Source organism: Oleiharenicola lentus (assembly GCF_051660365.1).
Lineage (GTDB): Bacteria > Verrucomicrobiota > Verrucomicrobiia > Opitutales > Opitutaceae > Lacunisphaera > Lacunisphaera lenta_A.
In genome coordinates this window covers 246,837-269,350 of the sequence record NZ_JBOZXB010000001.1, presented here as the reverse complement: position 1 = coordinate 269,350, position 22,514 = coordinate 246,837, and the positions used below count along the sequence as shown (strand labels likewise).

The 22,514-nt window shown below is 61.3% G+C and carries 16 protein-coding genes; 6 read left to right on the top strand and 10 right to left on the bottom strand.

Annotated features, from left to right (window positions below; all coding sequences use genetic code 11):
- Positions 1-41 precede the first annotated feature (41 nt).
- Entirely contained in the window at positions 42-2,816 is a 2,775-nt protein-coding gene (locus ACRRQW_RS00990) for a discoidin domain-containing protein (protein ID WP_438479320.1), read from the top strand.
- A gap of 491 nt (positions 2,817-3,307) precedes the next feature.
- Here ACRRQW_RS00990 and ACRRQW_RS00985 read toward each other — a convergent pair whose 3' ends face one another.
- Entirely contained in the window at positions 3,308-4,441 is a 1,134-nt protein-coding gene (locus ACRRQW_RS00985; RefSeq protein ID WP_438479319.1) for an ABC transporter ATP-binding protein, read from the bottom strand.
- 238 nt (positions 4,442-4,679) lie between these two features.
- Here ACRRQW_RS00985 and ACRRQW_RS00980 point away from each other — a divergent pair, with 238 nt between their 5' ends.
- Genes ACRRQW_RS00980 through ACRRQW_RS00960 form a run of 5 tightly spaced genes read left to right on the top strand, consistent with a single transcriptional unit; the run spans position 4,680 to position 10,467 of the window.
- Positions 4,680-6,164 (top strand): ABC transporter substrate-binding protein, encoded by a 1,485-nt coding sequence (locus tag ACRRQW_RS00980; protein WP_438479318.1) that lies wholly within the window; start codon positions 4,680-4,682, stop codon positions 6,162-6,164.
- Positions 6,161-7,042 carry a carbohydrate ABC transporter permease gene (locus tag ACRRQW_RS00975; RefSeq protein WP_438479316.1) on the top strand — a complete coding sequence of 294 codons (882 nt, stop codon included), beginning with the start codon at positions 6,161-6,163 and terminating at the stop codon, positions 7,040-7,042. Before ACRRQW_RS00980 ends, ACRRQW_RS00975 begins: the two co-directional genes overlap by 4 nt.
- Positions 7,039-7,875 carry a carbohydrate ABC transporter permease gene (locus ACRRQW_RS00970; RefSeq protein ID WP_438479315.1) on the top strand — a complete coding sequence of 279 codons (837 nt, stop codon included), beginning with the start codon at positions 7,039-7,041 and terminating at the stop codon, positions 7,873-7,875. Before ACRRQW_RS00975 ends, ACRRQW_RS00970 begins: the two co-directional genes overlap by 4 nt.
- A 23-nt stretch (positions 7,876-7,898) precedes the next feature.
- Positions 7,899-9,137 carry an FG-GAP repeat domain-containing protein gene (locus ACRRQW_RS00965; RefSeq protein WP_438479314.1) on the top strand — a complete coding sequence of 413 codons (1,239 nt, stop codon included), beginning with the start codon at positions 7,899-7,901 and terminating at the stop codon, positions 9,135-9,137.
- Positions 9,138-9,141: 4 nt separating this feature from the next.
- Entirely contained in the window at positions 9,142-10,467 is a 1,326-nt protein-coding gene (locus ACRRQW_RS00960) for a glycosyl hydrolase family 28-related protein (RefSeq protein WP_438479313.1), read from the top strand.
- A 42-nt stretch (positions 10,468-10,509) separates the two neighbouring features.
- On the opposite strand, the gene ACRRQW_RS00955 is transcribed toward ACRRQW_RS00960, so the two are convergent.
- The 9 genes from ACRRQW_RS00955 to ACRRQW_RS00915 all read right to left on the bottom strand — a co-directional run bounded on the left by ACRRQW_RS00955 (position 10,510) and on the right by ACRRQW_RS00915 (position 22,497).
- On the bottom strand, positions 10,510-11,427 hold the full coding sequence (locus tag ACRRQW_RS00955) for an alpha/beta hydrolase (protein WP_438479311.1): 918 nt from the start codon (positions 11,425-11,427) through the stop codon (positions 10,510-10,512).
- Between the two features lie 6 nt (positions 11,428-11,433).
- Positions 11,434-12,948 carry a PQQ-dependent sugar dehydrogenase gene (locus ACRRQW_RS00950; protein ID WP_438479310.1) on the bottom strand — a complete coding sequence of 505 codons (1,515 nt, stop codon included), beginning with the start codon at positions 12,946-12,948 and terminating at the stop codon, positions 11,434-11,436.
- A gap of 9 nt (positions 12,949-12,957) precedes the next feature.
- Positions 12,958-14,622 carry a PA14 domain-containing protein gene (locus ACRRQW_RS00945; RefSeq protein ID WP_438479308.1) on the bottom strand — a complete coding sequence of 555 codons (1,665 nt, stop codon included), beginning with the start codon at positions 14,620-14,622 and terminating at the stop codon, positions 12,958-12,960.
- A gap of 108 nt (positions 14,623-14,730) precedes the next feature.
- Positions 14,731-16,284 (bottom strand): family 16 glycoside hydrolase, encoded by a 1,554-nt coding sequence (locus ACRRQW_RS00940; protein WP_438479306.1) that lies wholly within the window; start codon positions 16,282-16,284, stop codon positions 14,731-14,733.
- Between the two features lie 16 nt (positions 16,285-16,300).
- Entirely contained in the window at positions 16,301-17,635 is a 1,335-nt protein-coding gene (locus ACRRQW_RS00935; RefSeq protein WP_438479304.1) for a Gfo/Idh/MocA family protein, read from the bottom strand.
- A gap of 37 nt (positions 17,636-17,672) precedes the next feature.
- The gene (locus ACRRQW_RS00930; RefSeq protein ID WP_438479303.1) at positions 17,673-19,100 is read right to left on the bottom strand and encodes a Gfo/Idh/MocA family protein; all 1,428 of its coding nucleotides are present in this window, start codon (positions 19,098-19,100) and stop codon (positions 17,673-17,675) included.
- Positions 19,097-20,773 carry an FAD-dependent oxidoreductase gene (locus ACRRQW_RS00925; protein ID WP_438479302.1) on the bottom strand — a complete coding sequence of 559 codons (1,677 nt, stop codon included), beginning with the start codon at positions 20,771-20,773 and terminating at the stop codon, positions 19,097-19,099. Before ACRRQW_RS00925 ends, ACRRQW_RS00930 begins: the two co-directional genes overlap by 4 nt.
- The gene (locus tag ACRRQW_RS00920; protein WP_438479300.1) at positions 20,770-21,783 is read right to left on the bottom strand and encodes a Gfo/Idh/MocA family protein; all 1,014 of its coding nucleotides are present in this window, start codon (positions 21,781-21,783) and stop codon (positions 20,770-20,772) included. Before ACRRQW_RS00920 ends, ACRRQW_RS00925 begins: the two co-directional genes overlap by 4 nt.
- 27 nt (positions 21,784-21,810) lie before the next feature.
- A complete protein-coding gene (locus ACRRQW_RS00915; protein WP_438479299.1) occupies positions 21,811-22,497 on the bottom strand; it encodes an SGNH/GDSL hydrolase family protein in 687 nt (228 codons plus the stop codon).
- Positions 22,498-22,514: the final 17 nt, after the last annotated feature.

Genomic DNA, 22,514 nt, shown 5'->3' with positions numbered 1-22,514 from the left:
GCTCTTCGCATAGATTTGTTTCCCAAACCCCATATCCCAAAATGAAACAGCTCAATTTTAGTTCGATGGTGCAACGCATGGTTACAGCCATGGCGCTAGTGTTAATCGCAGTTACCAACCTCCAAGCCCAAGACCGTAACATCGCAGTGAACGAGGTTTATCCCGCTGACATGTTCAAGTTGGACAATGTCACCAACCTCGCCAACGAACCTCGTCGAATCATCAACGTGAAAAACCTCGCTGCTGCGGGCATTCACACCGCGAGCGCGGTGGGCGATGGCGTGGCCGATGATAGCGACGCGATTATCGCGGCCATGGATTTCGTGATCAATCAGCTGAAAAGTTTCTGGGCGGCCACCGGCACGCCGCCGTCTTCGCAGCACTGGGATGAAAGCTGGATCATTTATTTTCCCAACGGAACTTACCGTGTGACGAAACCGCTGGTTTATAGCGGCGGTCGGGTCGTCGATCCCAATTTCCGGAACGACGCCAATCGTGAGGGCACGGAGCGGCTGATGCTGGTCGGACAAAGCCGTGCAGGCGCGATCATCAAGCTCACCGATAATGCGCCGGGATTTGGAGCGAGTGTCACCAAGCCAGTGGTCGCTTTCTCCCGTTTTGATATTCCGACCACGAACAACAACATGCCGGCGAGCTTCCAGTTTCGCAATCTTACCATCAACACCGGCACGGGCAATCCCGGCGCAGTCGGCGTCGACTTCTACGGAGCCAACCGTTCCCGCCTCGACAACGTGCGGATCGTGGGCGACGGCAAAATCGGCATCCATTTCCGTATCGCGACGGCGCACGGCTACTATTCGAACGTCATCGTCGATGGCATGGATTATGGCATCTACATCCAGGATCTTGGGGCCACGGGCACAGGCGGCTCTATGGAGACCCACTCGACTTTCGAATATGTCTCTTTGAACAACCAAGCGGTCGCGGGCATCTACCAAGCGGGAGTGTCTTCTTCGTTCCGCAAGGTGCAAAGTTCGAATGCCGTGCCCGGCGTGCGATTGGTTGCGGTAAATGGTCGCCTGCCGCACATGACGATTCTCGATTCCTCGTTCACCAGCGGGTTGGCGAACTTTGCCGCAATTCAGGTTGATGCGGGCGAACTTTATTCACGCAACATCACCGTGGCCGGTTATGGTTCCTCCGTGAACAAAGGCAGCGCCGTGGCGGCCACGGGTGCGATCACCGAATACCTGACCACGCCCGCGATCGTGAATAACGGGCGTGCGAACAGCACGGTCAAGTCGATGAATCTCCCGATTGAGGAGTATCCGCTTGTGCCGTGGATTTCCGATTTCACGCAGTGGGCCAATGTGAACAGTTACACCGGCACTGACGTCCAGAAAGTCCAGGCCGCTCTGAATTCCGGCAAGAAGGTCGTATATTTTCCCAACAACACTTACACCTTCGGCACGGCGGGCGTGACGATTCCCGCCACGGTTGAGCAACTCATCGGTGCCGGCACTTACATTGTCGGCACGGGCAATCTTTTCACGATCAGCGGGGCGTCGAGCCAGCTGCTGTTGTTCAGCGGGTTTACGCTCAATTCTGGCCAGGTGCTGCAAACGGCGCAGCGGGATGTCCTCTTCGAAACGAGTTACTCGCGAGATAATTTCTATCAAAGCAATCTCACCGCTCCGGGCACAAAGTTGTATATCAATAATACGACAGGCTTCGCGCGTAATCTAGCTTCAGTTAACTACACGACCAGTTGGGTGCGGTGGAACGATAACGAAAAGGGCTCAGACTGGCAATTCACCGCTTCTACCGGCTCCACGATGTGGATGCTGGGTTTCAAATCGGAGAAAACCTATTCGGTGTTCCGAGTAGAACCGGGCGCGAAACTTGAGGTGTTGGGCGGCGTGATGAGCCGGCAAGGCACGGACGCTTCTCCAGATCGAGTCGGCATCTACAACAATGGCGAACTCTCCATCGTCACTGCGACGATCCGCAACTCGGCTACGCCAGCGGCGTTCTGGTCTCCGATGATCCAGGATGTGCAGACGGGTCTGCCTACTTTGAATCTCGCCATGACTTATGCCGGTTTCGTGCCGCGCGGCTGGAGCGATAACATCATCGTGCCACTTTACGCGAGCTATGCGCCCTCCGGTTTGGACGCGCCACTGGCTCCGACTAACCTGACCGCAATCGCAGGGAATCAACAAGCCGCTCTGAGTTGGAATGCGAGTGCGAGCGCCACCAGCTACAACGTTTTTCGCGGCACCACTTCGAATGGTCAGGGCGGCACGCCGCTCATCACCGGTGTTGCGACCACGAGCTACACCAACACCGGACTCACCAACGGCACGACCTACTATTACAAGGTCGCCGCAGTGAATGCCAACGGAGCCGGTTCTTTGTCGAATGAAGCGGTCGCCACGCCCGGGACGGGCACCGTGAAATTAATTCCGAGTTCTGCTTCGGCCAGCGACAACGAGTTTTTCAATCCGCCCGCCAATGCGATCGACGGCAATACCAGCACACGTTGGAGCGCGAGTGTGCTCAGTTGTCCGCCTGCGCACTGGCTCAAGATCGACCTCGGTTCGGTAAAAACGGTCAACACGGTCAAAACGTGGTTCTACAATAATCTGCTCTACACGTATGACATCGCAGTTTCTACCGACAACGTGCTCTTCACCACGGTGGTGCCGAGCCACAACACGTCGGTGATTTCCGGTTGGGAAACGGATACTTTTGCGCCGATTGGCGCCCGCTACATTCGTATCAACATATCATCGAAAAACGGTGGCGGTCCGAACACGAAGCCAGGCATCCGCGAAGCGGAGGTTTATCAGTAGTCGTAAATAGCACTCAGATCACCGGGTGGACGTGTGAACGTCCGCTCGGTCTTGGCGACGAATCACGACGTCTGGGATTGGTTTCAGAGCCTTGTTCTATTGGCTTGTCGTTGCCTAGAAAGTGAAGCGCGAATCGTCATGTTAGTTGCCCCCAGTTTCTGCGAGAAAAACGGTGCAGTGGTTGTTTCAATATTCTTCAGGGCGCCGATTCTGGTTTTGGCCCTGCGGCTGTGCCTGTGACCAAGCGGATGTTTCGGGTGATGAGTTCGATTCGGGGATTTCAATTTATGCGTGATTCCAGTGAACGGTTCAGTGAACTTTTGATAGGGGAGAGCCGATTGACTCTTTACCGCGCAGAGGAACATATCACTGAGGTGTCGAAAACGTCGCGTTCGGCCCCCAAAAACCACCCCGGGCACCAAGTCGATTTTTGGACATGTTCCGATGATACTTTCTTGGGGGGTTGGCTGCAAAAAAATTCAGCACGGACACTAGCCCATGGGCAGACGGCGCTCGGTCTCTGGATCGAAGAAGTGGACGGCGGCGGCGTCGAACTCGACGGAAATTTTTTCCAAAGCGGCGTAGTGAGTCGTGGGAGCGAAGCGTCCGATGAAAGCCGTAGCGCCAGTCGTCAGATACACCATCGTCTCGGCTCCCATCGGTTCGCAAAGTTCAACCGTGGCGGTGATGCTTGCAGCGCCGCGCGATGTGGCGCTGGCCGGACGAATATTCTCGGGGCGGATCCCCATGATCAGCTCGCGGCCAAGTTCGCTGCTGAGGTGAGCTGCGTGCGGGGCTTTGAGCACCAATTTCGCGGGGGTGGATTGGGAATTCGTCTCGACGAAGGTGAGTGTTTCTCCGGTGCGTTGGATTGTGCCGCGCAAAAAATTCATCGGCGGACTGCCGATAAATCCAGCGACGAAGAGGCTGGCGGGTTGGTTGTAGAGGTTGAGCGGAGTGTCGACCTGCAGGATGTGGCCGTCTTTCATCACGCAAATGCGGTCGCCCATCGTCATGGCTTCGACCTGATCGTGCGTTACGTAAATCATCGTGGCGCCTAGGCGGGCGTGGAGTTTGGAAATTTCCGTGCGCATTGAGACGCGCATCTTGGCGTCGAGATTTGAAAGCGGCTCGTCGAAGAGAAACACCTTGGGCTTGCGCACGATGGCGCGACCGACGGCGACGCGCTGGCGCTGGCCGCCGGAGAGCGCCTTGGGCTTTCTTTCAAGATGGTCTTCCAAGCCGAGCAGAACGGCGGCCTCGCGCACCCGTTGATCGATTTCGGGTTTCGGCATTTTCCGCAGCTTCAGCCCGAACGCCATGTTCTCATACACGCTCATGTGCGGGTAGAGCGCGTAGTTCTGAAACACCATCGCGATGTCGCGATCTTTCGGCAGCACGTCGTTCACGGTGCGGTCGTCGATGGCAATGGTGCCGCTGGAGATTTCCTCCAAACCGGCGATCATGCGCAGCGTGGTGGACTTGCCGCAGCCCGAGGGCCCGACAAGCACCATGAATTCGCCGCTTTGGATTTCGAGGTCGATGCCACGCACGGCATGAAATTCCGGAGATTTCGAAGCGGCGGGGTAAATTTTACTGAGCTGACGAAGAATGACTTGGCTCATGGGCGACTGAGAAATGCGGTCGGATTTGAGAAGTGAAAAAGGCGGTCGAGTGACGAGCCTTTAACTGGGGTGCATACGTTATGAGCGCTAGGCCAATGAGATGTCGATAGGAAATAGGTTGCTATATACCAGATTATCCTGCTTTGAAATAGCTTCCCCTGCGGCCACCGGCCGCGAGTGCTTTTTTAACCCGAAATTTAGGTGAGCCCTCAGTTTCTTCAATCGTCCTTCCGTGCGCATGTGCTGGCGTAAGCTGATTTTTGCGTGCGGTGTGCTGTGCCTGGTCGCGTCGGCGGCGGAGCCGGCGCGGACGCTGCGCATCGCGTCGATTCACGAAGATTTGTTGCCGGGATTGCGCGTGGTGTTGGGCGAGTTCGAACGCAAAACGGGGTGGCGCGTGACGGCGCAGGCGGTGCCTTATCCGGCGCACGAGATGTGGATTCGCACGCAGATGTTGAGCGGGACGCCGCCAGATGTGCTCCTCGTCGAGTCGGCGGATTTGCCGGCACGTTACGGGCAGGCGGGTTTGCTGATGCGTTGGGACGATACGTTTCGCGCCCCGAATCCTTTTGATGAAACGCATCGTGAGCGTCCGTGGCAGGATGGATTCCAAAACGAACTCATCCACCAATCTCGCGATGCGGCGGGCGCGTTGTGGTGTGTGCCTTACACGCAGTATGGCGTCGGCTTTTTTTATGACCGGTCCGCGTATGAAAAACTGCGTCTCGCGCCGCCCAAAACGTGGGAGGAATTGCTGGGTAATTTCCGCGCGATTCGCGCGGCGGGCAAAACGGCGTTCGTGACGGCGGTGCGGCCGAACGATCACCAAACGCTGTGGATGGCCGACATGCTGCTCGAACTGTTGCTGCGCCCGGTTGCGGCCGAGGTGAATTTGCAGGCGAAGGAGGGCTGGCGTTACGATGCGCTCGATCCGGAGTGCACGCGCGGTGAAGTCGTTACGCTTGAAGAACGCCTAGTCGCGTTTGATCGCGGGCTGATCGATCCGGCGCGCGCACCGGCATTTCGCGAAACCGCGCGACTCGTGAAGACGCTCGCGGCGGAGTTTCGTCCGGATTTCCTCAGTCTCGATGGGGATGAAGTGCCGCGGGTGTTCGCGCGTGGGCAGTCGGTGCATTTTCTCAACGGCACGTGGTATCTGCGGCCGCTCGCAGCGATGCAGCGCGGGATCGCGGAGATCGCGCCTGAGCGGGTGTTTCCGTGGAGCGTGTTTCCGTTTCCAATGCTGACCGCGCAGAGCACCGCGTTGCCGCGGCTCGGCGGCATCAATCAAAACTCAGGATTGCGGGCGTGTTTTATCGTGCCGTTGCGCAAGGCGGACGCCGAACGTCAGCAAGCAGCGGTCGAACTCGTGCGTTTTCTTACGGCTCCGGCGGTCGCGACCGAGTCGTTTGGCAAAACCGAAGTCTACGATTTGCCCGCGATGCCCGAAGTCGCGCCGAAGCCCGGGGCGGAACCGTTGGTGCCGAAGGAACGCTATGCGTTTCTCACGCTCGCGCTGTGGCGCGGCTACGATGCGCGCGGTGAAGGCGATTTCTGGACGCTCTGGCAAAGTTTCCTGGGCGGCACGGTCAACGAAGACGGTTTTATCGCGCAACTCAGCGCGATTCACCGCGCGGCGCTGTTCCGGCTTTCGCAAAGCAACGCTGCCTTGATGGATCAGGCTTTTCTGAAAAAAAATCTGCCCGGAGGATTTAAGCCATGAAATCGGAAAATTCCGTGACGGGGTTGTGGCGTGTGTCTGGATTTCTCCTGCCGGCGCTGGGGTTGTTCGCGGTGTTTGTGGTGCTACCGGCGCTGTCGGCGCTCGTGCTCGCATTCTTTCGCACGGACGGACTCTCGATGCGGGAGTGGGTGGGTTTGGATAACTTTCAACACCTCCTCGGCGACGCGCTGTTCTGGCGTTCGATTCGCAATCTGCTGCTCTTCGCCGTGCTGACGGTGCCGGTGCAAACGCTCGGGCCGCTCATCGGCGCGAAGTTGCTCTACTCGCTGCGTTCGCCGCGCGCGGCGTATTGGTATCGCACACTGCTCGTGTTCCCGGTGCTCGTGCCGGGGGTCGTGACGATTCTCGTCTGGCAGGAACTCTACGGCGCGACGGGCCCGATCAATCTCGTGCTGAATGCAGTCGGCCTCGGCGAATACGCGCGCGCGTGGCTCGGTGATCCGGCGACGGTGGTGCCGGCGATCGTCGCGGTCGGACTGCCGTTTACCGGCGGCGTTTTTCTCCTGATCTACCTGGCGGGTTTCCTCTCGATTCCGGCGTCGCTTGTCGAAGCGGCGCGACTCGATGGAGCCGGACCGCTGCGGTTGTTTTTGAGTGTGGAGCTGCCGATGTTGCGCACGCAGATCGGCGTCATCGCGCTCCTCGCGTTGCTCGGGGTGCTGCAGAATTTCGATAACATCCAGATTCTCACCAACGGCGGCCCGATGAACGCGTCGCTCACGCCGGCGCTTTACCTTTTCCGTTCGGGCTTTGAGTTTGGTCAATTGGGTTACGCGAGCGCGCTCGGCGTCGTGCTGCTGTTGCTGTGCGCGCTGCTGACATTGCTGGTGCGACGCGTGGGGAGGAAAGACGCATGAAATCACGGAGTCCCGATTCGTCGCCGCAGTGGGCGTTGCACGGCGTGTTGACGCTGCTCGCGTTGCTCACGGCGCTGCCGTTTGCGCTCATGCTCGCGATGTCGGCGAAAGACCTCGGGCAGCTCACGCTGAGTTTCTGGTCATGGCCGTCGCCGATTCGTTGGGAAAATTACTGGTTCGGGCTGAAGGTGACGCTGCATTACCTCGTGAACAGCCTCTCCGTGAGCGGAGCGGTGTGCGTGCTCACGCTCGTGTGCGCAGCGCTCGCGGCGTATGCGTTCAGTCGGTTTCGTTTTCTCGGACAAAAAAGTTTGTTCGCGACGCTGCTCGTCGCGCTGATGATTCCGAGCGCGCTGCTGCTCGTGCCGTTGTTCCTGCTGTGCCGTGAACTCGGGTTGCTCGACACCGCGTGGGTGTTGATCCTGCCGCAAACGGCGGGCGCGTTGCCGCTGGCGATTTTGTTGCTGCGTTCGTTTTTCGATGAGTTGCCGCGCGATCTCTTCGACGCGGCGCGCATCGACGGCGCGAGCGAGTTTCGTGTGCTCTGGCACGTGGTCGTGCCGCTTTCGCTGCCGGTGTTCAGCACCGTTGCGATTCTTAACCTGCTGTCGTCGTGGAATAATTACATCTGGCCGTTGCTCACGGTGCAGTCGGAGTCGCTGCGCACCCTGCCGCTCGGACTGGCATTTCTCGTCTTCGAATACGATTTGAAGTTCGAGCCCGGCAAAGTGATGGCGGCCTACCTCATGACGTCATTGCCGCTGCTGATCGTGTTCTTGTTCATGACGCGGCCATTCGTGAAAGGCCTCACGAGCGGCGCGCTCAAGGAATAAGCCCTGATCAAGTCATTAACTAAATGATGCCGATTTCTCTCCGTTGCCACCTCGCGTTGATGAGTTCCGCCGTGGTTTCCATCGCGGCGAGCGCGATGAATCTTGCGGTCACTAAAAATGCCGGAGCCCCGATCTCTTTTGAAAAAAAGATGCTTTCTCCCGACTACCTCGCCGACGGGATCGCGTTTGGGGACATCGATCGCGACGGTCGCCTCGATATTGTGGCCGGGCCGTATTGGTATGCGGGGCCGGAGTTCACGGAACGCAAAGAATATTACCCGGTGAACCCGCTGCCGCCGGAGACGCCGGCGACGGAGAATATGTTTACATTCGTGCACGACTTCAATGGCGACGGCTGGGCCGATATTCTCGTGCTCGGGCGGATCAAGTTTCACGAGACATTTTGGTATGAGAATCCGCGCGGAGGAGCCGGGCACTGGCGGAAACATTTCGTCGCGCACCGGTTGAATGGCGAATCCAAGCCGTTTCTCGACATCGACGGGGACGGTCGTCCGGAACTCGCGGTGCATCAGGATAAACGCTGGGGCTTGCTCGGGCCCGATTGGGAGAACCCGACGAAGCCGTGGCGGTTTACGCCGGTCACGGAAGAAGGCGCCTGGAAGGAATACCACCACGGCACCGGCATCGGCGATGTGAACGGGGATGGCCGACTCGACTTGGTGCTGCACGAAGGCTGGTGGGAGCAACCCGCTGAGCGCGGCGCGATTTGGAAAGAGCACCGGTTTCGTTTTGGCGATGGGCGCGGGGGCGCGCAGATGCTCGTTTACGATATCGATGGGGACGGCGACCACGACATTGTGTCGGCCATCGACGCGCATCTCTGGGGGCTCGCGTGGTATGAACAGGTGCGCACGGCGGACGGTGCGATCACGTTTAACGAACATAAAATGATGGGCGAGCGCACGGAGGAGTCGCGCTACGGCGTGGCGTTTTCGCAGCCGCACGCGTTGTGCCTGGGCGACGTTAACGGCGATGGTCTGCCTGACGTGATCGTGGGGAAACGCCGTTGGGCGCACGGTGTGAAGGGCGACGTCGAGCCGATGGCGGCGCCGGTGGTTTACTGGTTTGAGCTGCGTCGTGACGGTGCGGGCGGGGCGCGGTTTGTGCCGCAGCTGGTCGACGCGGCTTCCGGAGTCGGCGTGCAAATCATGTCGGCCGATTTAAACGGCGACGGGCGCGCCGAAATTCTCTCGGCGTCGAAGCTCGGTTCCTTCGTTTTCATTCCGCGAACCACTCCCTGATTTTATGAGACTACCCCTTGTGCGTCTGATGTCGGTTTTCTCACTGATGCTGGCCGGTGCGGCCTCGGCTCTGGCGGCGGGAATGTATCGCTCCGTGGCCGATTACGGAGCGAACGGCGCGGATGAGCGCGACGACACCGCAGCGATCCAAGCCGCGATTGCGGCCGCCGGGGAAAAAGGCGCGGCGGGCGGGGTGATCTTTTTTCCGGCGGGTAAATATTATCTGAGCGAAACCCTGATCGTCACGCAGCCTGGCCTGACGCTGCTGGGCGAAGGGCGGGGCGCTTCAAATGACGCCGCGCCTTTCGGCACGTTGCTCGTGTTAAAAGCGGACACGGTCGACACCGCGATTGTCATCCGCGACGCGCGATTCAGTGGCGTGCGCAACTTGGCGATCTTTCGTCAGGGCGACCGCGCGATCGATGCAAAGAAGAAATCACCGGCGATACTGCTACACGACACGTATCATTGTTTCATAAAGGAAGTGACGCTCGCCTCAGTGGTGAGCGGCATCGAATTACTCGATGGCATCGCGCCGGTGGTGGAGGACATTTCGATTAAAAATATCTCGGGCGCGTTCGGCGTTTGGCTGCATGGTTCGGGAGTGACGGAGGGCGGACGGCGGCGGAAAGTCGACGCGGCGCATTTCGTGCGGATTTCTGGCGGGGCGGCGAAGGATGCGCCCGTCGAGTGGATGATTCTTGGTCCGAATGTCGATGGGGCGAAGGTGCAGGACGCGCGCTTCGTTGCCGGTTCGCGCGGTCTGGTGTTACGCGGCGGCGACGCGGCGAAGGGCGACACGCGACCGAAATACATCTACGCGGATAAATTCGGCTGCGATCACGTGAGCGACGAGGGCGTGTTGATCGAGGCGGGCAACGATGTGTTTATGAACAACACGTGGATCGGTCAGAATAAAAACGCGTCGGGCATCGTGATCGGGCCCGGATTTACGGGCGGCGCGTTTCTCACTGACACGCGCGTGCGCGGCGCGGGCGGTCACGGGCTGCATGTGATGGGCGGGCAAAATATTTATATTCAAAACCCGATGATCGGCACCAACGGCACGAATCGCCAGCTCGTGCCACGAGGCTCCACGGACGCGGCGGGCATTTTGATCGAACGAGGTGTGAAAAATCTACGCGTCACCGGCGGCGGAGTGTGTCCGCTGTATGAAAGCGGCAGCTCGGCGCTGCAGCATTATGGCGTGCGTTATTTGGGCAGCATGGAGCAAGCGGTGAAAGATTCCGTGCGGATCTCCGGCGTCGATACCACCGGCAATCCGGTGGGATTTGTTCCGACCGGACTTTCGCTTGACGCGGCGCGGTGAAGGCCGCGTGCATTCGGCGCGTTTGCGAACGTCGGAGCGTAATCAATGCGCCGGAGCAAGCGACGTAGAGTGGAGAAATTCGAGGAGGCGCTTCGGCCAGCCGGAACCTGAGCGTGCCGGTTGAAAATGAAACGCCGCGTGCCCGCCGGAAGTTTCCAGATGCAGCTCGCACGGAATACGCAGGGCGCGGAGTTGGCGTTGGATCGCGTGCGCGAGTTCCACGGGGGCGGATTTGTCATCCGTCGCGTGAAACAAAATTACGGGCGGAGTGTTGACGGGAAAAACGAACGGCGACGTAGGTTCGCGCAAGGCCCAGACCGAAAGCCCGACGACAAAATCAGGACGGGATGACTGACGCTCGATCGGATCCGCGTCGGCGGGATCGCCGGTGGTGAAGTTGCTCGCCAGCAGCAAGGCGAGGTGGCCGCCGGCTGAGTAGCCGGCGACTCCGATGCGCGTGATATTTTTCTCCGGCTGCAGTGCACGCAGGAGACGGACGGCGCGCTGGGCGTCGAGCAGCGCGGTGGCCGGCGTGGCGAGATTCTGCCAGGGGCCGGTGCGGTATTTGAGCGCGTAGATCGAAACGCCGAGCGGATGAAAGGCCTCGGCGAGGTGGCGCACATGATTCGTCCAATCGAGATGCGAGTAACCTCCGCCGGGGAGAACAATGAGCGCAATGCCCGTCGTGTTTTTCGGAGCCGGCAACGGCACCAGCGAGGGGATGCTCACGCGCTGAATCGAGCCGCGATGATTGATGATTTCGGGTTTGGTGTCGGTGGTCGCGGGCGGCGGCGTGGCCGGACTGGCCCACAGTTCGATCTGGGTTTCGAGCGTGGCCTGCGTGGCGAGCGCGAGCGGAGTGGGCGCTTCGTTTGCGGCGGCGACGGTGGTGCTCAAGACCCAGCCGACCACCAAGCTCTGCACGCGGGAACGGGTGGATTTGCCCAAGGCGATTTTCATGCGACGTCAGCGCGCCGGGATTTCGTTGAGCGTATACCAGCCGATGGGGTGGACGAGGGATTCGCCGCGGGAGTTGCGCACGCCGTCGAATTTTAACTCGTGCACGTGGCCGCGCGTGAGCGGCGTGACCACGAGGCGCACGCTCATTCCGTCGGCGGCCACCGTGGCGGACGCGATGGTCGGCGTGATGCGTTCCAACTCTTCGCTGCCGTAGGCTTTGCTGTGCAAATAAGTCCACGCTTCGATGGCGTAAGCCGCGGGATTCCCGGCGGTGGCGGGATCGACCGGCTCGGTGAAACTCACGAGAAAACCGTCCGCCTGGGCGCGAATTTCGAGCGGCTCAAACGGTGACTGGCCGCGATAACGAATCCGTTCGAAGTGAAACGACTTGCCGCCTTTCGCGCCCCAACCGCGCGCGGAACCGGTGACGAACAGCGAACCATCCGGCCCGAACGCCATGCCGATGGGACCGCTTTCCAAGCCGGCGATGAAAGGAAACACCGCGCCCTGATAAATGCCGTTCACCTTTTCGAGGAAGACGCGCGAGATCTGGGAAAATGTGTGCTCGGCCACAAACAACTGCTGGCCGAAGGGCCCGAACTTTCCGGATTTGTCGTAAACGATCGCGGTCGGCGAACGACCGGCGCGGTTGTGCGGAATGACGACTGCAGGCGGAATGAATTTCGGATCGGCCGCGTGATCGGTGAGAATGCGGCCGGTGCTTGGCTCGAGTGGCTTCGAGCCGAGTTCGGATCCGGCTTTTTCCCACCATGCGAGGCTGGGCGGCGCGCCTTGGAACGAGCCATGCGCGAGGTGTTTCAACGAAGAGCTGCCATTCCAATCGCCTTGGTTGTCGGTGTAGAAAACGTCGCCCGCCGGATTGAAACCGATGCCACCCGGCGAGCGGATGCCGGCGGCGGTGGGAATGATTTTTCCTTCGGGTGTCACGCGCACGGCCCAGCCGCGCCACGCGAGGGGACTGGTGCTGGCATTCGAAAGACAGAGCGCGGACCAGATGTTGCCGTCGCGATCCGGGTGCGAACTGAACGCGTATTCGTGGAAATTGCCGGTGACGCCGAATTGATCCGTGACGATTTCGGAAACATCCGCGCGGTTGTCGCCATCCGTGTCGCGGACGCGGGTGATGCCGTTGCGCTCGGTCACGTAAAACCAACCGTCTTTCCAGAATACGCTCAACGGTTCGTGCAGGCCGGTCGCAAAAAGCGTGTAGCGCGCCTGATTGAAGTCGGCCGAGAACGCATTGTCCACTAGCCAGAGTTCCCCGCGGCGCGTGGAGACTACGATGCGATTGTCGGGCAGCACGTCGATGCCGCCGCCTTCCAGCACCAGGTCCGGCGAAAATTTAAACGGCGTGACCTCGTAGTGGACGCGTTCGCGTTTCAAATCCGAATCGTAAGGCGCGGCGGTGACGCGGTGGACGACCTTGGGCATATCCGCCGGCTGGGCCGAAAGGATCGCGGCGGCGCCGAAGAAAACGAAAGAGAGCAGTGAGTGACGCATGGGCAAAAATTAGTGAGCGTGGGCCGCCGCTGCTTTGGTGGCGGTGGCGAGCCAGCGGTATTCGAGCGTGAGTGTGGTTTGGCCGTTCTCGAAGGGAACGCGGGCGACCAGTTCGCGCGCGCGCTCGGTGTCACGGAGCTCCGAGGTCGCGCCGGTCAGCGTGACGCGAATTTTGTCGTCGAGAATCGCGCCATTCGCGGCGGCGACTAACTTCGGATGCGTCGCGAGGCGCAGCCACCAATCAGCGGGAACTCCCGCGGTGGCGTGAAGCACGAGCGTGCGGGTGAGCGTGAGGTTGTCCTGCGAGACATCGCCGGAGGCGCGGAACGATTCTTCCACGGCGACGCCGTCGATTTCATAGCGGAAAATCGGCGAACGTTTGGTATCGAGTCGGTAGCCAAGGAAGCGCGCACTGGTTTGTTTTTTCGGATCGGCGGAAAAGAAAAACGGCGGTTCGTGCACGAGGCGCACGACATCGAAGCCAGCGGGTTTGATTGCGCCGGCGCCGCGCGAGACGCGGTGCGCTTTCACGTCGAGAAAGTCGCCGGCCCAGAGCGAGCTGACATTGTGGTTTTCCGGGTCCCATGAAAAATTCGCGCCGCCAGGGAAGCCGATGGCGAAACCGCCTTTCGGGAGATCGGCGAGGTAATTGCGATAGAACACCGGCTCGGTCGCGGTTGGGCGGAGCTGCATGCCTTCGAGCCGGTCGCCGTCGTTCTGGCGTTTCCGCTCAACGAGATCGATGCGCGCGAGCGAGCGTTCGTCGAAGCCGGGACCGCTCCACACGAGCGAGGCTTCGGGGTCGTCGCCCAGCTGATGCCAGTAATGCATCGTGATGCGGCGCTCGCCGGCTTTGAGGGAAATTTTTTCGGACTTGATCGCTCGCACCGAGTGACCGGTGCGGTGGTCGATCTTGAGCACGTCATCGATGAAGAGCTGCGTGCCTTTGTCGGCGGCGAGGCTGAATGTGTAGTCGCCGTCCTGCGGAATGGTGAGCACCGCTTTGAACTCCATCGCATAATGGTCGGCGATGGCCACGGGCGTGGCGTCGATGAGGCCGTCGGCGAGAGCGCCTTCACCGATCACTTTGTCACGGAGCGTGGAGAAATTAGGAAACGCGGTCAGCGCGCCGGTGCGGAAAATTTTATACTCGAGGTGTCGCAGGCCGGCGACCTCGGCCTGCACGTGCATGAGGCCGAACATCAGCATGGCATGGCCGGGGAACGTGCACACAAACGGATAGCGTCCGGCGCGCGTCGGGGCGTCGAACTCAAGGATCTGTTCCTGATCGCCGTCGAGCATGCGCGTGGCGATGAAGACGCGCGGGTGTTTGGGAATCCACTGTTTCTCTGGTCCCTCGGAGCCAAGGTTCCACGCGGCTTGGGCGACTTCGAGGCCGTTATCCTCGTTCGCGCCGGGTTCGCACAGCTCGCGGGGCAGGCAGATGAGCACATTGTGGGGCAGGCCGTCTTCGTTTTTGAAATGCAGGCGGACGCGACCGCCGACCGGCACTTTGAATTCCTTCGTGTCGAACTTCATCTGCTCGCGTAGCGCGCGAATGGTGATTTCCACGGGCGGGCCGGGCTCAGCGGCGAGCAAGGCGGACGGAACGCCCAAGGTAATCGCCAAGGCGACGCAACCGGCGAAACGGGAAAGGGGAAATGCTTTAATCACGGGATGGACGGATGGGAAAGCGCGTCGCTCGGGCCTTTGGCGAAATGCCGCCACGCGGCCGCCGAAGATTAAAATCGGCGGGCGCGTAGCGGTTGTTTTATCGCCGGCTCAGAGTCGTTCGATGATCAGGTTGCGGAAGGCGATGGGTGTGCCGTGGTCTTGCAGGCCGATTTTTCCGGCGCGGGCCATGTCCTTGTAAGCCTTTTGGAATTTGTTCGGCGTGCCGTCCGGGTTTTTGCCGGCTTGTTTCCAGAGTTCGAGGTTCATCTCGATGATGATTTGCTGATCGAGGATCACTTGCAGCCGGTTCGCGCGCGCGATGATCGTCATCGTGTGCCACTGGCCGGGGGTGATTTCGATGGCGGCCTTCGGCGCGAGGCAGTCGAAAATCGCGCCGGCGAGGTGCTTGTCGTCCTTGGCGGGACCTTGGAGAATCTGCACTTCGATCGCGTTGTGCAGCCAGTTTTCCGTGTCGCTGGCGCGGATGAAAATACCGCTGTTGCTGCCCGCGTCGCATTTGAACTCCGTCGTCAGCGCGAAATCGCCGTAGCTTTCCTTCGTCCAAAGATTGCCGCCGTTTTTCGAAACGAGGGCGTCGCTCTCCCAGACCCACGCGCCGGGTTTGAATTCGGCGTTGGCGAGATCCTTGCCGAGCAGCGGCACCGGCGTGGCCCAGCGCGCGGATTTTTTTCCGAGGCCGGCACGATTAAAATCAGCGGCGTCGTGCGTGTAATTCGCGGGCAGCACGCGTCCGGCGATCAAGTCGGCGTCGGAGGCTTTTTCGGCGCGCCGGAAAAACTCCACGCTGCGCGCGACCTCGGCCTCGAGTTGCGGCGTGCGGTGCTCGTATTCGATGTAGGCGATGCCTTTGAAATTCTGGCGACGCAGTTCGGCGATCTGGCCGGCGGCGTTGCTGGCGCCGGTGCCCCACGGCACGTCGTTCGCGGGTTTGGCAATTTGCGTGAGGTCTTTGAAGTGCAGCGAAATCAACCGGCTCTCCGCCGCCCGCAGGCATTCGATGGGATCGAAACCGGAGCGCGCCCAGTGGCCGGTGTCGCCGCAGATGCCGAGGTGTTTGCCATAGGGCTTGAGCGCGGCAACCACGTCGGCGGGCGGATTGTTCGGGTTCGGGTGATTGTGAATCGTGACGGCGACGCCGTATTCCTGGGACAGTTTATCGAGAATGGGGAAAACTTCGCCCCACGTATTTTTGGCGGGCTCGACGGCGATGTCGCGCAGGCCCATGTCTTTCGCGAAGGCAAAAATCTGCCTCCATTCCTCCTCGTTCGCCGCGCGCACGACGCCGAAGCTCGTGAGCGTGACGCCGTTCGATTTCAGGAGTGCGAGGACTTTCGCGCGCGTGGCGGCGTCCATCGTGGGCACCATCGTGCCGTCGATGCCACCGCCGATTTTCTGACGCGGGTAGGCTTGCATGTAACGCACGCCGAGCTTCGCGGTTTTTTCGACGGCCTCGGCAAACGTGCCGCGGTTAAGCGTCCACGCTTGCATGCCGAGTTCGATGTGATGCGCCGGCGCGGGAATCGCGGGCTTAGCAGGAGCGGAAGCGGTGGCAGATGAACCCGCGCTGGTGCTTTGACAGCCGGCGGCGAACAGGGCCGCCGCGGCGGAAAGCAGGAATGAAGTGAAACGAAACGTTATCATGGGGTGGGCGATTCGATCAGAACACGCGGTAATTTTTGTTAATGAAGCGATTGGCCGAGGGCAGGCTGCGGCACACGCCGAGGGTTGAATCCCAGTCGATGGGCTGGCCGGCGCGGATGACGAGGTTGCCGAGCGACACCATCTCGGTGAGGTCGGCGGCGTGATCGACGATGTTCGAGCACGGCGCGGGGCCGCCTTTGCACGCGGCGATAAAATCTTTCATGATGCCGCCCGGCACGCGCGGGAGGCGCTTCGCGGGACGGTCGGTGAACGTTTTCATTTTCTCTTCGGGAATCAGGCGCGGCGAGCTGCCGTAGTTGGTGCCGTCCATGATCACGCCTTTATCGCCGTAATAAATCACGCCGCCCTTCGGCAATTTTCCGTTGGGCCCAAGTTCTTTTGGCACGGGCGGCTGATTGCCGCCGTCGAACCAGAGCAGTTTCACCGGCGGCAGATCGCCGCGCGCGGGATACTCGTAAACGATCTTCGACGATTTCGGCGCGGACACTTCAGAGTTGCCCACGCTGGTGGCGGAGAGGCGGACATCGCCGCGGAGATTGAGCGCCCAGAACGGCGCGTTGAGAAGATGGCAACCCATGTCACCGAGCGCGCCGCAGCCGTAGTCCCAGAAGCCGCGCCATTTGAAAGGAGCGAGCAGCGGGCTGTATTCTCGCTCGGGGGCGACGCCGAGCCAGAGGTTCCAGTCCATCGTGGACGGAATCGTTTTAACCGGCTCGGGCAGCGGAATGCCCTGCGACCAGACAGGGCGCTGGTCCCACGCGTGCACTTCGCGCACGTGGCCGATGACGCCCGCTTCGATCCATTCCTTCACGAGACGCGCGCCTTCGCCCGCCTGGCCTTGATTGCCCATTTGCGTGACCACGCCGGCCTTCGCGGCGGCGACTTTTAGCGCGCGCGCTTCGCCGATGGTGTGCGAGAGCGGTTTTTGCACGAAGACGTGTTTGCCGCGTTCTAGCGCCATCATCGTGATGGGAAAATGCATGTGGTCGGTCGTCGACACGGTGATGGCGTCGAAGTCGTCCTGCATCTCGTCGAACAGCTGGCGGTAGTCGCGGTAACGCGGCAGATTCGGCCAGCGGAGGAACGAGGGATTGCCCTGTTTAAAATCAACATCGCAGAGCGCGACGATTTCCTCGTCGGCGCAGTTGAGCAGATCGGTCGAACCCTTGCCGCCGACGCCGATGCCGGCGATGCGGAGTTTGCGGTTGGGGGAGATCAGGTTGCGGTAACGCGGAGCAGCGGCGGACGCGGGCGTCTGCGCGCGGAGCGGCGACAAGCTGGCCGCGAGGGCGGCGAGCGAAGCGGTCTGAATAAAACTGCGACGATTCATTTTCGCGAGGGGTTGGGGTGAAAGCGGGTGACGTGGGTTAGGCGGACAACTTGGAAAGTTCGGACGCGGAAAGCGTGAAGCCTTCGCGGTAAGTGGGCCGGAGCAACGCCGCCGCGGCGGGTTCACCGAGGATCGACATCGTGGCCGCGTCCCAACGGATCTTGCGGCCAAGCTTCGCGGCGACGGTGCCGAGCAACACCATCTCAGTCTGGCCGGCGGCGATATCGAAGCCGGCGAACGTCGTGCCGCGGCCCTGACAAGCCTCGACCCATTCGCGGTAGTGACCGAGCGTGCCCTGGTCGGAATTGCGCGCGAAGGTCTGCGGCACGGCGACGCACGCCGGGTGTTTCGTGATGCCGTTGAAACGTTCCTCGCCGGTCAGCTTGATGTATTGTTCGCCGTAGAGGATGCCTTTGTCGCCGATGATGAGTTTGTTGTTTTGGACGACGCTGCCGAACTGCTTCACGATGCCGCAGGCGTCGAGCAATGCAGTGTCGGGCAGACGGCCGCCTTCATACCACGAGAGCGTCATTGGGCCGAGTTTACCGCGCGCCGGGAAACGGTAATCGATTTTCGCGCTCGCCGGAAACAAGCCGGTCGCGAGCGGATCGCCGACGGACGCGTCGATCTCTGACGGAGCGGATAAATCGAGCGCGCGGTAGGCGAGATTCGTGAGGTGACAGCCCATGTCGCCAAGCGGGCCGGCGCCGAAATCCTGCCACCAACGCCAGCGGAAAGGATGCAGGTGGGAATTGAATTGCTGCGACGGCGCGACTCCCAGCCACGTGTCCCATTCCATGCCCGCGGGCGCTTCGTGCGTGGCGGGAGTTTTTGGCAGACGCGCGGAACGATCAGTCCAGATGTGAACTTCGCGGACCTGGCCGAGCACGCCGGCTTGCACGATTTCCACTGCGCGACGCAACGGCGTGGTTGCGCTGCTTTGCGTGCCCATTTGCGTGACGACGCCGGATTGCCGCGCGTAGTCGCGCATCCAGCGTGCTTCCGCGACCGTGCGCGAGAGTGGTTTTTCACAGAACACGTGCAAGCCCCGCGACATCGCGAGCAACGCGATGGCCGCGTGCATGTGATCGGGCGTCGTAATGACCACCGCATCGAGTTCCTTCTCGGTTTCGAGAAGCTTGCGGTAATCGAGGTAGCGGCGGGCGTCGGGGAATTTCGGCGAAGCGAGTTCCACCCCGCGCGCGAGGCGGGCCGGATCGACATCGCAGAGCGCGACGACGCTGACGTTTTCGATTTGGAGGAAATCGCGAATGGTATTCTGCGCGCGGCCAGACGTGCCGATGAGGGCAACGTTAAGCGAGCGCCCTTCGCTGCGGCGCGGACGCACCGAGGGCGCGGTGGTGGCGGCGAATCCGGAACTGGTTAACGCAAACCCGGCCGCCGCGAGCGCGGAGAGTTTGAGGAAGTCGCGGCGCGAGTTCGTGGGTTGCTGAAACGGTTTCATTTGGTGACCGCGGTAAGTTTTTTGCGCGCGTCTTCCAAGGCGCGCTTCGCCGCGGGGGCGTCGAAAATCTGGCCGTCGGTATCGAGGCGCGTGCGCAGTGTCGCGTAGGGCAGGTCGTGCAACGTCGTTTTATTTTCAATCGCGAGGACGGCAGCGGTCGCGGCGGCCTGGCCGAGGTTCATGAACACCGGTTCCATGCGCAGAGAACCGTAAGCGACGTGGCTCGACGAGATACAGACCGTGACGAGCAGGTTGGTGACCTCGGCGCGTTTCGGCAGGAGCGTGCGGTAGCTGATGCCATAAGGTTTCGATCCTTTCGCCACCCAGCCGTCGACGCGCAGGCGGCCTTCGGCGTCGACGACGTAGTTCACGACGTGCGAGTCCATCGCATACGAACCGAGCGTGACGGGATCCGGCGCGGTGCGTTCGTTGGTGCAATCGTGCTCCGTGAGCACGTAGTCGCTGATGAGTCGGCGGGCTTCGCGGACGTAGAGCGCGGGCGGCCAGTTTTCGCTGGCGGTGAATTCATCGCGGGCAAGGCCCCAATGTGCGGCTTCGGCGCGGAGCGTTTCCGGAATGCGCGGGTCGTTGGCGATGAACCAAAGCAGACCGAGTTGATAGTCTTTGTGCTGCTGCCAGAGCGTCACGCGCTCGGCGTCGCTGGCTTCGGCCCACGGGTGGCTGCCCCCGACGAAGTCGGTGGAAAAATAGACGCGATTGTTCGTGTCGGTTTTTTGATTCGGCATCGGGGTGAGCGAATACACCTGGTTCAACTTGATGCCGGGACGGCCGAGGATGTGGCGGAGAATCACTTCGTAGTTGAGCGCGTCGTAAGTGGACGGACGCGTGATGGCGGTGCGGTTGGCGGCTTCGTTGGTGAGGCAGAGGCGGAAATTAAACGCCTGCGTCTGGTCATCGCCTTCGCCTTGCACGCCGTGCGTTGCGCGGACGCGCGGCAGCAGGCCGCTTTTCGGATCGCCGGCCACGCGAAACGGGCTGACGTGGGCGGTGCGCTCCGGCGGCGCGAGTTGCACGCCGTTCAGGGTTTCATTGTAACGGGAGTTCGGTTCGCGACCGACGATGTAGTTGGCACCCGCGGCGGCGAGGAGGTCGCCTTCGTAGGTCGCGTCGATAAAGGCTTTCGCGCGGAAACGCTGGCCGTCGGTCGTGACGAGCTCGGTGATTTGCGCGCCGGACTTCGTGACGCCGCGCGTGCGGTCGAGGGCGGTGCCGAGGCGGACGTCGACCTTGGCTTCCTTCAGCATCGTATCGAGAATGAGCGAAGCGACCTTGGGTTCGAAAAACCATTGCAGCTGCAACGCCTCCGTAGCGATGAGTGCGTGGCGCGGCAGATAGGCGGCGCGCGCCTCGGATTTCCACACTGCTGGATTTTGGTAGTAGTCGAACACGCGGCGGTAGAATTCGCGCGCGATGCCGCCGACGGTGTAGCGGTGACCGGCATCGGTCGCACCGAGTCCGCCGGTGGTGAGCCCGCCGAGGTGCTGGCCCGGTTCGAGCAGCACGACGGTTTTGCCCATGCGCGCGGTTTGGATCGCGGCCATCGCGCCGCCCGCGGTGCCGCCGTAAACCAACACGTCGGTTTCGTGGGGAGTCGCGGCGAACAGCGCCGAGGTGGCGCTGGTGAACAACAGGACAAGACGGAGGAACTTCATGGGGTATCGGGGTAGGAAATTTCAGTCCAGTGGCCGGACTCGGCGGAACGGTAACAGGCGGCCATCACGGCGACTGCATCGATCGCGGTGGCGACTTCCGCGCGCAACGTGGCGGCGGAAATTTTTCCGCGGATCGTCGCGACGAGGCGGTCGATGCACGCGGGCGCGGCGGGATGCGTGAGCGGGAGCGGCTGCGGAATTTCGTTGGGTGCGCCGGTGACGTAGCCGGCGGAGGTGTTCCACAACGTGCGCGCGACGCCAACGACTTCGAGGCCGTTCACGCCGGCGCTTTGCGTCCAGCCGGCTTCGACCGTGGCGAATACACCCGAGGCGAAACGCAGGTGGGCGACTCCGCAGTCGTCGACGTCGGGGTAGATGCGCGCTTCGTTGCGAATATCCGCCCAGGCCGAAGTGACGCGACCGAAGAGCGTGAGCAATTGGTGAATCGCGTGCGTGCCGAGATCGAGGAATCCACCGCCGGCGGCGAGATGCGGTTTACGAATCCACGCCACATGCGGATCGTCGAACCAGCGGCTGTAAGCGCCATGATGAGCATTGCGGAAAGTCGCGCGCGTGACGCGGCCCAGAGCGGAGGTTTTCAGCAGCGCAGCCGCGCTCTGCAAGTCGGTGGCGAACGGATGAAAGTAGCCGCAGACGAGCGGAGTGGGATGCGCGGCCAGGAGCGCGCGCAGGGAAGCGATTTCTTCCGTGGACGGGAGCAGTGGTTTTTCGCAGAAGACCGGTTTGCCGACTGGAAGCACGCGCTGAAGGAAAGCGAGGTGCCGGGTGTTTTCCGCAGCGATGATGAAGCCATCGACCGCAGGATCGGCGAGCACCGCATCGAGCGACGCGACAAACGGCGCGCCGGCGTGGGCGGCGAAACGCTGGCCGCGTTCCGTGTGATCGTCCCAGACGGCGTGCACGCGACGGCCGTCCGGATTGCGACGGATTTCGTCGATGAACCCGCCGGTGTGGACGTGGGCGGCGGAGATGAAAACGAGGTTGGCCATGCGAAAAGCGGCGGGCTGGGCTGAGGCTCAGCGTGTGGATTCGAGGCCGATGGCGCGCGTGATTTCCGGCACGACAAATTTTGCGTAGCCCTCGGCCCGCGGGTGCACGCCGTCGGGAATGAAGCGCTTGAAACCCGCTTCGCCTTCGGAGCGGAGCAAGGCGTTCCAGGCGATGGAGTGATCGATGAGCAACAAGCCGCGCTGTTTCGCCGCGTCGCGGTAGATTTGTTGGTAGGCGTCTTGGTTGCGGCGATGGCTGGGGTCGCCCTCGGCTTTGCCCACGGCGGGGTTCATCACCTGAAGAATAATTTCGCACTGCGGCAGCGCGGTGGCGATGCGGTCGAGGATGAAGTCGACGTTCGCGCGGACTTCGTTGAGTGAGAGGTTGAAGCGCGTCACGGCGTCGTTGATCGCGAACTCGATGAAGACGACGTCGGGTTTGTGCGCGATCACGTTAGCGTCGACGTTGGTGCGGCCCCATTGGGAATTCTGGCCGCCTTTCGCGCCGTTGGTGAGCGTGACGAGACCGGGGAAACGCGTGTCGAGTTGCTCCTTGAGTTGCGGCACCCACGCCCCGCTCTTGCTCAGGCTCGTGCCGAAGATGACGACGTGTTGCGCCTTGCCGGCTTCCAGCGCGGTGATGAAGCGCGCGGGCGCGGCATAGCCGGCGATTGCGGAAGCGAACGCGACGAGGAGGAGACCGATTTTTTTCATAAACGGGAACGTGGGAG